At 71.0% G+C, this 11,418-nt stretch carries 10 protein-coding genes and 1 pseudogene; 8 read left to right on the plus strand and 3 right to left on the minus strand.

Annotation, left to right across the window (positions count from 1 at the left end; all coding sequences use genetic code 11):
- From ACKOQ4_RS05450 to ACKOQ4_RS05460, 3 genes are all read left to right on the plus strand, one after another.
- Positions 1–1,158: acyl-CoA dehydrogenase family protein (locus ACKOQ4_RS05450; RefSeq protein ID WP_526289614.1), on the plus strand; the 1,158-nt coding region annotated here is incomplete at its 5' end.
- Between the two features lie 30 nt (positions 1,159–1,188).
- Positions 1,189–1,854, plus strand: coding sequence for an SIMPL domain-containing protein (locus tag ACKOQ4_RS05455; RefSeq protein WP_526289616.1), 666 nt, complete (start codon positions 1,189–1,191; stop codon positions 1,852–1,854).
- 117 nt (positions 1,855–1,971) lie between these two features.
- A complete protein-coding gene (locus ACKOQ4_RS05460; RefSeq protein ID WP_526289618.1) occupies positions 1,972–4,074 on the plus strand; it encodes a PP2C family protein-serine/threonine phosphatase in 2,103 nt (700 codons plus the stop codon).
- Positions 4,075–4,081: 7 nt separating this feature from the next.
- On the opposite strand, the gene hypB is transcribed toward ACKOQ4_RS05460, so the two are convergent.
- Both hypB and ACKOQ4_RS05470 read right to left on the minus strand, forming a co-directional pair.
- On the minus strand, positions 4,082–4,897 hold the full coding sequence (gene hypB, locus ACKOQ4_RS05465) for a hydrogenase nickel incorporation protein HypB (protein WP_526289620.1): 816 nt from the start codon (positions 4,895–4,897) through the stop codon (positions 4,082–4,084).
- A gap of 14 nt (positions 4,898–4,911) precedes the next feature.
- On the minus strand, positions 4,912–5,247 hold the full coding sequence (locus ACKOQ4_RS05470; protein ID WP_526289622.1) for a hydrogenase maturation nickel metallochaperone HypA/HybF: 336 nt from the start codon (positions 5,245–5,247) through the stop codon (positions 4,912–4,914).
- A 30-nt stretch (positions 5,248–5,277) separates the two neighbouring features.
- Here ACKOQ4_RS05470 and hypF point away from each other — a divergent pair, with 30 nt between their 5' ends.
- The 5 genes and pseudogenes from hypF to ACKOQ4_RS05495 all read left to right on the plus strand — a co-directional run bounded on the left by hypF (position 5,278) and on the right by ACKOQ4_RS05495 (position 11,044).
- Positions 5,278–7,572 carry a carbamoyltransferase HypF gene (gene hypF / locus ACKOQ4_RS05475; RefSeq protein WP_526289624.1) on the plus strand — a complete coding sequence of 765 codons (2,295 nt, stop codon included), beginning with the start codon at positions 5,278–5,280 and terminating at the stop codon, positions 7,570–7,572.
- Positions 7,545–7,793, plus strand: a complete 249-nt coding sequence (locus ACKOQ4_RS05480; protein ID WP_526289626.1) for a HypC/HybG/HupF family hydrogenase formation chaperone — start codon at positions 7,545–7,547, stop codon at positions 7,791–7,793. Before hypF ends, ACKOQ4_RS05480 begins: the two co-directional genes overlap by 28 nt.
- The gene (gene hypD, locus ACKOQ4_RS05485; protein WP_526289628.1) at positions 7,790–8,893 is read left to right on the plus strand and encodes a hydrogenase formation protein HypD; all 1,104 of its coding nucleotides are present in this window, start codon (positions 7,790–7,792) and stop codon (positions 8,891–8,893) included. Before ACKOQ4_RS05480 ends, hypD begins: the two co-directional genes overlap by 4 nt.
- Complete coding sequence (gene hypE, locus ACKOQ4_RS05490; RefSeq protein WP_526289630.1) at positions 8,886–9,956, plus strand: hydrogenase expression/formation protein HypE; 1,071 nt, start codon at positions 8,886–8,888, stop codon at positions 9,954–9,956. The genes hypD and hypE overlap by 8 nt, the downstream gene beginning before the upstream one ends.
- Positions 9,957–9,982: 26 nt before the next feature.
- Positions 9,983–11,044 (plus strand): annotated as a pseudogene (locus ACKOQ4_RS05495) (phosphotransferase family protein).
- 33 nt (positions 11,045–11,077) lie between these two features.
- On the opposite strand, the gene ACKOQ4_RS05500 reads toward ACKOQ4_RS05495, so the two are convergent.
- Positions 11,078–11,203, minus strand: coding sequence for a DUF8730 family Cys-rich protein (locus ACKOQ4_RS05500; RefSeq protein WP_526289632.1), 126 nt, complete (start codon positions 11,201–11,203; stop codon positions 11,078–11,080).
- Between the last annotated feature and the right edge of the window lie 215 nt (positions 11,204–11,418).

Here is an 11,418-nt window from a genome sequence, read left to right on the forward strand (position 1 = left end):
CCGGCCACCGACCTGTTCGAACTCACCGCCGCCGGCCTCAAGCGCGCCAACAGCCTGGATCTGCCGGCCGAGGCCGAGCAGATGCGCTCCGGGATCCGCGCCGAGGCCCGGCGTATCGCGGCGCTGGACGAGAAGGCCCAACTCGACGAGTTGATCGCCACCGGCTACCTGATGCCGCACTGGCCCGAGCCGTGGGGCCGGGCCGCGGGCGCCGTCGAGCAGTTGCTGGTCGAGGAGGAGTTCGCCGCTGCCGGGGTGCAGCGCCCCGACTACGGCATCACCGGGTGGGTGATCCTGACCCTGATCCAGCACGGGACCCCCTCGCAGATCGAACGTTTCGTGGAAAAGGCGCTGCGCCGCGAGGAGATCTGGTGCCAGCTGTTCTCCGAGCCGTCGGCCGGCTCGGACGCCGCGGCGGTCAAGACGAAGGCCACCCGTGTCGACGGCGGCTGGGTCATCAACGGCCAGAAGGTCTGGACCTCCGGTGCGCATTACGCCCGGCGCGGACTGGCCACGGTCAGAACGGATTTCGACGCTCCCAAGCACGCCGGGATAACCATGGTGATCCTGGACATGAAGGCCCCCGGTGTGGAGATCCGCCCGCTGCGCCAGATCACCGGCGGCTCGGAGTTCAACGAGGTCTTCTTCAACGACGTGTTCGTGCCCGACGACGACGTCGTCGGCGAGCCCAACGCCGGCTGGACGGTGGCGCGCGCCACCCTGGGCAACGAGCGGGTCAGCATCGGCGGGGGAGCCGGCGGCATCGCCCCGGTGTCGGCGTGGCTGGTGTACCTGGCTCAGACCCACGGCCACCGGGTGGCCGGCGCGGTGCAGCGCGTCGGGCGGTTCCTGGCCGACGACCATGCGTTGCGTCTGCTCAACCTGCGCCGGGCCGCGCGCAGTATCTCCGGCGCCGGCCCCGGCCCGGAGGGCAACATCACCAAACTCAAACTGGCCGAGCACTTCGGCGAGCAGGGTGCGATCGCGGCCGCCCTGGTCGGTCCGGAACTGGTCCTGGACTCCGGCGAGGGCGCGCTGGCGGCGCGGGCGGCGATGGGCGCGCGCGGCATGGCCATCGCCGGGGGAACCTCGGAGATCGCGCGCAACCAGATCGCCGAGCGGATCCTGGGCATGCCGCGCGACCCGCTGCTGAGGTAGTTTCGCCCGCCTGCCGCCTAGGGTGGAGCCATGACGACCGTGGAGATCCGGGTGCGCGGCTCGCACACCTCGGCTCTGCCGCCCGACCGCGCGACCGTGCACGCGGCCGTGTCCTTCGACGGCCCGGTCGCCGAACCGGTTTACGACGCCGCCGCGGCCGCACTATCGCGGGTCTGCGCCTCGGTGGCGGATCGCCACCATCCCAAGCGCGGCCCGGTAACCGGCTACACCGTCGAGGCGGTCCGGACCGGGGCGCACCGGCCGTGGAACGCCGACGGCAAGCAGCTGCCGGTGGTGCACACCGCCGCGGCGACGCTCACCGCCACCTTCATCGACTTCGACGAGTTGGCCCGATGGGTTGCCCAGAGCGCCCCGGTCGAGGGTCTGAGCATCAACTACGTCGACTGGGACCTATCGGAGATCAGGCGCCGCAAAGCCGAACGCGTCGCCCGGCAGAAGGCGGTTCGCGACGCCGCGCGCCGCGCTCAGGACTACGCCGACGCGCTCGGCCTCGGTTCGGTCGCGGTGAGCGCGATCAGCGACCCCGGTCTGGCCGAGGCTGTTCAACGCAAAGTCGTGCTGGCCAACGCGACGGCGGCCGACGGCGGGCCGCCGGTACCGACCCTGCGCCCGGAGGACGTCGAGATCCACGCGGAGGTGGAGGCGACCTTCGTCATCCCGGGGCGCGGAAAGTGACGCCGCTGTAGTTAGGCTTGGCCCATGAGCCCGACAGGGGCCGGGGCGGGCGTGTCAGGCACGCGCTTCATCGCGACGTCCGAGACACCCGGTACACCGCCGGATCCTCGGCGGTCCGTGGGCGAGGCCGCCGGATTGTTCGTCCTGGTTTTCCTCGCCTACGCGGCCGGGGCGGTGTTGTCCTGGCAGTCTTTCGGCGCGACAGTCGGACCGGCGTTCTTCCCGTCCGCCGGCATCACTGTGGCGGCGATGCTGCTCGCCCGGCGTTCCCGCTGGCCGGCGATCGTCGCGGCGATCGTCCTCGCGGAGTTCCTGGTCGACCTGTTCTACGGTCAGACCCCGGACCGGGCGGCCTGGTACGCGACTGCCAACGCCGTCGAACCGCTGATCGGCGCCTCGCTCACGCTGGCCTGGTGCCGTGGCGCGCCCGACCTCCGTGTGCGCGCCGGACTGGTCAGGTTCGTCGGTGGCGCGGTCCTGGCCGGGCCGCTGATCGGCGGTCTGCTCGGCGGAACCGTCACTGCGCTGAACTCGGCGGTGTGGTGGCCCGCCGCAGTCATGCACTGGTTCGCCGGAGACGCCATCGGCGTGCTCGTGGTGGCATCGCCAATTCTGTTGTGGCCGAGACAGTCCTACGTTCTGCGGGACCGGCCCATCGAGGCTGCCGGAATCCTCACCGCCGCAGCGCTGCTGGCGTGGGCGGCCTTCTGGATCGATCTGCCTCCGTCGCTGCTGATCCTTCCCGTGCTGGCCTGGGCGGCACTGCGGCTGGACATGCTCGGCGCCGCGCTGGCCGGATCACTGGTTGCATTCGTCGCCAATCTGCTGACCGTGTGGGGCCGCGGTCTCTACGCCGGGCTGGACCTGGCCGAGCCCAGCCGGCTGGCGCTGGCGCAGGTTTTCATCGCCGTCAACCTGCTTGCCGCCATGCTCATCGCCCAGGAGGCGGCCGGACGGGTGAACGCGGTGCGGGAGCGGGAGATCGAACGGCGCGAACGCCTGCGGCTGGAGACCCTGGCCGGACTGGCCCAGCGGCTCTCCGCCGCGCTCACCCCGAAGGACATCGGCCGGGCGCTGGCCGACCAGGTGCTCAACGAGGCGGGTGCCCGCGCCCTGAGCCTGGGGCTTGTCGACCCCGCCGGGCGGCGGCTGGAGTGGGTGACCATGTCGGGCTACCCGCAGGTGGTGCTCGACGAGTTCGGGGCCGGCATCGATCTCGCCGATCGGACCGTCACCACCGACGTGGTGCGAACCGGTCAGCCGGTGCTGATCCGCACCGCGGCGGAGTACGGGGCCCGCTACCCGGACAAGGAGCGATGGTCGCGGATCAGCCGGGCCGAGACGACGGTTGGTTGGCCGCTGAACTCCGGCGGTGCGGCGATCGGTGCGCTGCTGCTGGTCTGGTCGGAGCCCCAACCGCTGGACAACGCCCAGCGCGCCTACGTCTCCGCCGTCGCCACCATGGTCGGCCAGGCGCTGGTCCGGGCGCGGATCTACTCCGACCAACACGCGCGGGCGGCGGTGTTGCAGGCGGCGGTTCTCCCGACCGGACCGGTGGAGACCGGCGGACTGGACATCAGCGTGGCCTACGAGCCCGCCGATGTCGCCCAGGGGCTGGGCGGTGACTGGTACGACGTCATGGCTTTGCCGGAGGGCCGCACCTACTTCGCGGTCGGTGACGTCGTGGGCCACGGACTGCCGGCGGTGGAGGACATGGCGCAATTACGCAGTGCCGGAAGGGCGCTCGCTCACCAGGGCCTCTCGCCGGCCCGACTGCTGAGCGAACTCAACGGCTTCACCCGGCACGCCAGCATCGGCAGGTTCGCCACCATGGCGGTGGCGATCCTCGATCCCGGACAGGGTGCGCTGGCCTACTGCACGGCCGGTCACCCGCCGCCGTTCCTGCGCCGCGCGGCCGGCGGTCAGGCGATCCGGCTCTCCGGCGCGCGCGGTCCGGTCCTGGGGCCGGTGCCCGGAGCCGAGTACGACGAGGGCACCGTGCGGGTCTCGGCCGGGGACATCCTGGTCCTCTACACCGACGGCCTGGTGGAGCGGCCCGGCATGGATCTCGAGACGGGTCTTGGCCGGGCCGGGCAGATGATCGCCGGCTGGGATCGACGTTCCGGGTTGGACGAGTGCTGCCAGGCGCTGAAGGAGGCGTTGGCGCCCCGGCCGCGCGGTGACGACGTCTGCATCATCGCCGTCCGATTCACCGACTGAGGCCCGGTCAGCGGGCGGCGAACCCGCGCAGCCAGTCGAACCAGGCGTCCATGCCCTCCCCGGTGCGGGCGCTGACCGGCAGGACCCTCGCTGCGGGATTGACCCGACGGACCCCGGCGAGGTAGGTCTCGACGTCGGTGTCGAGATGGGGCACCAGGTCGATCTTGTTGAGCAGCACCACATCCACCGACCGGAACATCACCGGGTACTTCATCGGTTTGTCCTCGCCCTCGGTCACCGAGTACACCATCGCCTTGGCGTGCTCGCCGACGTCGAATTCCGCCGGGCACACCAGGTTGCCGACGTTCTCGATGACCACCAGGTCCAGCACGGGCAGGTCCAGGCCGTGCAGCGCGCGGTGCACCATCGGTGCGTCGAGGTGGCATTCCCCGCCGAAGCCGTTGCTGGTGTTGAGCAGCGAGATCTGCGCGCCACGGCCGTCGAGCCTGGCGGCGTCGAGGTCGGTGGCGATGTCGCCCTCGACGATGCCGATGGCAAATTCACCGGCCAGTGCGTCCAGCGTCGCCGCCAGGATGGTGGTCTTACCCGACCCGGGGGAGCTCATCAGGTTCAGCGCGCGGATCCCGTTGTCGGCGAACGCCTTCCGGTTGAGCTCAGCCCGGTTGTCGTTCTCGGCGAAGATCGACTCCAGCACCTCGATACGTTCGGTTCCGGTGGCGTACCCGCTGTGGTCGCCGTGGTCGCCGTGGTCGCCGTGGTCGCCGTGGTCGCCGTGGTCGTGGTCGTGGTCGTGGTCGTGGTCGTGGTCGCCGTGGTCGTGGCTGTGCACGGTTCCGTCCTCGTGGCGGTGGAATCGACCCATCTGCTGATCCTCTCCTACGTCACGTCCACGGAGGTCACCAGGAACTCCTCGCCGGCCACCAGGGCGACGTCGGCGCTGTGGCACTGCGGGCAGGCCACCGACCACCGGGACTCGATCTCGGACTGCCGGCCGCAGTCGCGGCAGTCCACCCGTGCCGGCACCAACTCCAGTTCCAGCTCGGCCCCGGGCATGTCCGCGTGGTCGCGCACCAGCGTCCAGCAGAACGACAGCGTCTCGGGAACCACCTGTCGCAGCGCGCCGACCCGCAGTCGCACCACGTCGACGCGGCGGCCGGCGGCGTGGGGCTTGACCACCCCGGCGATCGCCTGGCACAGCGACAACTCATGCATCGCAAGAACCCTACGACTAGCGTGTTCGGGGTGACGGTTCGGGTTCGCCTCGACATCACCGGCGTGGTGCAGGGAGTCGGATTCCGCCCCGCGGTCGCGCGGATCGCCGCCGAGTTCGGGCTGATCGGCTGGGTGTACAACGACGCCGGATCGGTGCACTGCGAACTGGAGGGGTCCCGCGCCGACGTCGATGCCGCGGTGGCCGCGCTGCGGCACCGCCCGCCGCCGATGGCCCGCATCGACACCCTGCGGCTGACCCCGCTCGCCACCTGCGGCGGTTCGGGGTTCGAGATCACCGGCAGTCGGTCCGGGGACCACGCGCGCACCCTGGTGCCTCCCGACATCGCGGCCTGCCCCGACTGCCTGCGCGAGATGCGCGATCCGGCCGACCGGCGCTTCGGGCATCCGTTCATCACCTGCACCAACTGCGGGCCGCGCTACACCGTCATCACCGACTTGCCGTACGACCGGCCGGCCACCACCATGGCGGGCTTCCCGATGTGCGAGGTGTGCGCGGCCGAGTACCGCGACCCACTCGACCGGCGCTACCACGCCCAGACCATCGCCTGCGCGGACTGCGGGCCCCGGCTGACCTGGTCGGGAGGGCCGGCCGATGACCCGATCGGAGCGGCCGTCGCCGCGCTGAGCGCCGGCGGGATCGTCGCGATCAAGGGCATCGGCGGCTACCACCTGGCCTGCCTGGCCCGGGACGACGCCGCGGTGATGACGCTGCGAACCCGGAAGACCAGGCCCGCGAAGCCTTTTGCGGTCATGGTCGCCGACCTCGGGGCCGCCCGCGAGATCGCCTCGGTCGACGAGGCCGCCGCGGCCGCGCTGAGCGGGCCGGCCGCACCGATCGTGCTGCTGCCCGGCCGTCCCGCCGCCGTCGCCGGGGCGGTGGCCCCGGGCCTGGCCGACCTCGGGGTCATGCTCGCCTACTCGCCGGTTCATCACCAGATCTTCGACCGGCTGCGCGAGCCGCTGGTGCTGACCTCAGCCAACCGGGGCGGCTCGCCGATCGTCTATCGCGAGCAGGACCTGTCCTGGATCGACGGACTGGCCGACGCCGTACTCGGCCACGACCGGCCGATCCACGTGCCGTGCGAGGACTCCGTGGTGACCCTCGACGACACCGGACACCAGCTGCCGCTGCGCCGATCCCGGGGCTATGCGCCGCTTCCGGTGACCGTTCCGGCCACCGGCGGACCGGTAATCCTGGCCACCGGCGGAGACCTCAAGACGACCTTCTGCCTGATGGGCCCGGACGGCCATGCGCACATGTCGTCGCACCTGGGCGACATGGCCGATCCGCGCACCCAGGCCTGCTTCGAGGCCGCGCTGGACCATCTGGCCTTCATGACCGACCGCCGGCCCGAACTCATCGCCCGTGACGCCCACCCCGGCTACGCCACCACGGCGTGGGCGCGCCGGTACGCCGGCGGCCGCCCGGTGATCGCCGTGCAGCACCACCACGCCCACGCCGTCTCGCTGCTGGCCGACCACCGGAGGCTGGGCAGCCCGATCATCGCGGTGACCTATGACGGCACCGGCTACGGCTCCGACGGCACCATCTGGGGCGGGGAACTGCTGGCGATCACCGACCCGGGCGGGTTCACCCGGGCCGGGCACCTGGTGCCGTTCGCACTGCCCGGAGGGGAGGGGGCGGTGCGCCGGCCCGCCCGGATCGCCCTGGACCTGCTCACCCGCGCCGGTGTCGACTGGAGCCCGGACCTGGCGCCGGTCGGCGCGGTCGGGGCGGAGGGGCTGCGCGTGCTAGCCCAGCAGATCCCCCGCGGGGTCGGCTGCGTGCCGACGTCGAGCATGGGCCGGCTGTTCGATGCGGTCGCCAGTTTGCTGGGAGTGTGCCAGGAGGTCAGCTACGAGGGGCAGGCGGCGGTGGAACTCGAGCACCTGGCCCGCACCGGTTCGGGCGCCGATCTGGACTTCGACGTCTCCGGCGGACTGCTGGATCCCGCTCCGCTGATCGCGGGCCTGGTCGCGGGCCTGCGGGCCGGGACGTCGCCGGCCGACCTGGCCGCCGGCTTCCACCACGCGGTGGTCCGGGCCACCGCGGCGGCCGCGGCGCACTGCGCGGCCTCGGCGGGCATCCCGACTGTCGGGCTGACCGGCGGGGTCTTCGCTAATCGGCTACTGCTGCAAGGGCTTCGGGAATCTCTGAGCAAGCGTGGCTATGAGGTGCTCACGCACCGTATCGTTCCTTGTAACGACGGAGGTCTGGCCCTGGGCCAGGCGGCCGTCGCCGCAGCCGCACATCGGGCACCGGAAAGGAACGGCGTATGTGTCTCGGAATCCCCGGCAAGGTGATCGAGATCTGGGACGACTCCGGCACCCGGATGTCGACCGTCGACTTCGGCGGTACCACCAAGACCGTCTGCCTGGCCTACCTGCCGGACATGGAGCCCGGCGAGTACACCATCGTGCACGCCGGCTTCGCGATCACCCGCCTGGACGAGAAGTCCGCCAACGAGACCCTGCAGATGTTCGCCGATCTGGGGATCCTCGAGGAGGAGCTGGGGACGCCGTGAAGTACCTCGACGAGTTCCGCGACCCGGTGGCGGCCAAGGCACTGGTCGACAACATCCGGCGCACCGCCACCCGCACCTGGACAGTGATGGAGGTCTGCGGCGGCCAGACCCACTCGATCATCCGCAACGGCATCGATCAGTTGCTCGACGGCGCCGTGGAATTCATCCACGGCCCCGGTTGCCCGGTGTGCGTGACGCCGCTGGAGATGATCGACCGGGCCCTGGAGATCGCCGGCCGCGACGACGTCGTCTTCTGCTCGTTCGGCGACATGCTCCGGGTGCCCGGCTCCAGCCAGGACCTGTTCAGCGTGCGCGCCCGTGGCGGTGATGTGCGCGTCGTCTACTCGCCGCTGGACGCCACCCGCATCGCCGCGGAGAACCCCGATAAGCAGGTGGTGTTCTTCGGGGTGGGCTTCGAGACCACCGCCCCGGCCAACGCGATGTCGGTGCTGCACGCCCAACGGCTCGGACTGACCAACTTCTCGATGCTGGTGTCCCACGTGCTGGTGCCGCCGGCGATGACGGCCATCCTCAGCTCGCCGACCAACCGGGTGCAGGGTTTCCTGGCGGCCGGCCACGTCTGCACGGTAATGGGCACCGGCGAGTACGGGCCGCTGGTGCAGGAGTACGGCGTTCCCATCGTCGTCACCGGATTCGAGCCGCTGGACCTGCTCGAGGGTGTGCGGCAGGTGGTCGAGCTGCTGGAGTCCGGGAAGGCCGAGCTGCGCAACGCCTACCCGCGCGCGGTCACCGCTGCCGGCAACACCGTCGCGAGGGAGGCCCTGGCCGACGTCTTCGCCGTCACCGACCGGCAGTGGCGCGGCATCGGCATGATCCCCCGGTCCGGCTGGACACTGTCGCCGCGCTACGCCGAGTTCGACGCCGAGCGCAGGTTCGGCGTCGGCCAGCTGCACGTGCAGGAGTCCGACCAGTGCCACGCCGGGGAGGTGCTGCAGGGGCTGATCAAACCCAACCAGTGTCCTGCCTTCGGCACCGCCTGCACCCCGCGCACCCCGCTGGGTGCCACCATGGTCTCCAGCGAGGGCGCATGCGCGGCGTACTACCAGTTCCGCAGGCTGGAATCGTCTGCGAGTGTCTGATACCGCCGGAATCGACCCGTCGAACTGGGTCTGCCCGCTTCCGCTGCGCGAGACCAAGCGGATCGTCCTGGGACACGGGGGCGGCGGGATCCTGTCGGAGGAACTCATCGAGAACCTCTTCCTGCCCGCGTTCGGCTCGGCCGGCGGCCCGTCGCGGGACTCCGCGGTCGTGTCGGCCCACGGCGGACGGATCGCCCTGACCACCGACTCCTATGTGGTCAACCCGCTGTTCTTTCCGGGCGGCAACATCGGTGATCTGGCGGTCAACGGCACCATCAACGACCTGGCCTGCAGCGGCGCTCAGCCGATCGCGCTGACCGCCGGGTTCATCCTCGAGGAGGGCCTGGAGGTCGAGGTGCTCGGCGCGGTCGCGCACGCCATGGGCAGAGCCGCCGCCGAGGCCGGTGTCGGCATCGTCACCGGCGACACCAAGGTGGTCGGAAAAGGCGGCGCCGACGGGCTTTTCGTCAACACCGCCGGAGTGGGGGTGGTCGCGGAGGGGATTCGGATCGGGCCCGAGCAGGCCCGCCCCGGCGACCACGTCATCGTGTCGGGCAACATCGGCGAGCACGGCGTGGCCATCATGAGCGTGCGCGAGGGCATCGACTTCGGAACCGCCGTCACCACCGACAGCGCGCCGCTGCACCGGCTGGTCGCGGCCATGCTGGATTCGGTCGAGGACCCGAATTCCGTTCATGCGCTGCGTGATCCGACCCGCGGCGGACTCGTCGCGGCGGTGGTGGAGATCGCCCGCACCTCCGGCGTCGGGGTGGAACTCGACGAAGCGGCCGTACCGGTGCCCGAGACGGTGGCCTCGGCGTGCGGATTCCTCGGTCTGGACCCGTTGCAGGTGGCCAACGAGGGCAAGATGGTGGCCTTCGTCGACCCCGCGCACAGCGAGGCGGTGCTGGCCGCTATGCGGGCCCGCCCGGAGGGCGCGGGGGCCGTGATCGTCGGGCGGGCGGTCGCCGAGCACCCGGGCATGGCGGTGGTGCGCACCCCGTTCGGCACCACCCGTGTGGTGGAACGCGAACTGGGCGAACAACTTCCGCGAATCTGCTGAAAGTCCTAAACCCGATGCCTGAGCCGATGGTGCCCGGGATCACCGGCACCCTCGACGCCGCGGCCGTCGCCGCCCTGACCGACTGGGTGCGCGAGCAGGGCATCGGCTCGGCGGTGAGCGACGTCGTTCCGCTGGCCGGGGGGTCTCAGAACGTGGTGGTGCGACTGAAGATCGACGGCCGGCCACTGGTGCTGCGCCGGCCGCCGCCGCACCCCCGGCCCAACAGCGACCGCACCATGCTGCGCGAGATCGCCGTACTGCGAACCCTGGCCGGCAGCGCGGTGCCCCACCCGTCGCTGGTCGCCGCCTGCGAGGACACCGGCGTGCTCGGTGTCGTCTTCTACCTCATGGCGGAGGTCGACGGATTCAACCCCGGCAACGAGATCGCCGAGGCCTACACCCGCGACCCGGAGATGCGCCGCCAGGTGGGCCTGAACTACGCCGCCGACGTCGCCCGGCTGGGTCAGGCGGCCTGGCAGGGCAGTCCGCTTGAGGACTGGATGCGGCCCGGCTCGTTTCTTGAACGCCAAGTGCCGCAATGGCGCAGCTCGGTGGCCGCCTACCGGTCCCAGGACGGCTACGACCACGATTCGCTGCCCGGCGTCGACGAACTCTGCGACTGGCTGGAAGCCCGCCGGCCGTCGGACTACTCCCCGGGCATCGTGCACGGCGACATCCACCTGAACAACACGATGCTGTGCAGCACCGAACCCCGGGTGGCCGCGTTCGTGGACTGGGAGATGTGCACCATCGGCGACCCGCTTCTCGACCTCGGCTGGATGCTGGTGTGCTGGCCGATCCCGCCGGATCCGCTCGGGTCGGCGTGACACCTCGCCGAGCTCGGCGGCCTCGCCTCGCGCGGCGAACTGCTGGCGGCCTACCGGGACGCCGGGGGCCGCGACACCGTGGACCTCGACTGGTACCTGGCGTTGGCCTGCCTGAAGCTCGGCGTCGTGATCGAGGGCACCTGGGCGCGCCACCTGGCCGGCAGGGCCAGCCGGGAGGCGGGGGAGCGCCTGCATGCCTCCGCGGTCACGCTCATGGGTCTGGGATGCGCGGTGGCCGCAGGCGACAGGCCCTTCGGCTGACGCTGATTGCGCAAGGAAGGCCCCTTCGGCGCGTCAGCGCTGGGTGTCACAGGTGCACTGCTGGTCCTTGGGGACCTCGCTCATCACCTGTTCGGCGTGCTGCCCGCAGCCGTCCCAGGTGGTCTTGTGGCAGCGCGGGCACTGAACTTGGTAGCACATGTTTTTCTCCTCCTGGGTCGATGAGGGTACGCCGTGGCGGCTTCGCTATTCCGTCGAGATTGCATTGCCGCAGCCGAAGTGCGGGTCGTGCCCTGCGTGGCGGCAATCTCGGCGCGTCCGGTTCTTGCCAGTACCCCCGTGGGTATGGCTATCATGGACACCAGCATACCCCCTTGGGTATCCCGAAACGGAATGGAACCACCCAGCCCATGATC

This window comes from Mycobacterium sp., assembly GCF_046095365.1.
Classification (GTDB): Bacteria; Actinomycetota; Actinomycetes; order Mycobacteriales; family Mycobacteriaceae; genus Mycobacterium.

What these genes read in the sequence shown, in the direction of transcription:
- hypB (WP_526289620.1), bottom strand. Translation starts at nt 4,897, where the DNA reads ATGGGTCGATTCCACCGCCACGAGGACGGAACCGTGCACAGCCACGAC.
- ACKOQ4_RS05480 (WP_526289626.1), top strand. Translation starts at nt 7,545, where the DNA reads ATGTGTCTCGGAATCCCCGGCAAGGTGATCGAGATCTGGGACGACTCC.
- ACKOQ4_RS05500 (WP_526289632.1), bottom strand. Translation starts at nt 11,203, where the DNA reads ATGTGCTACCAAGTTCAGTGCCCGCGCTGCCACAAGACCACCTGGGAC.
- ACKOQ4_RS05455 (WP_526289616.1), top strand. Translation starts at nt 1,189, where the DNA reads ATGACGACCGTGGAGATCCGGGTGCGCGGCTCGCACACCTCGGCTCTG.
- ACKOQ4_RS05470 (WP_526289622.1), bottom strand. Translation starts at nt 5,247, where the DNA reads ATGCATGAGTTGTCGCTGTGCCAGGCGATCGCCGGGGTGGTCAAGCCC.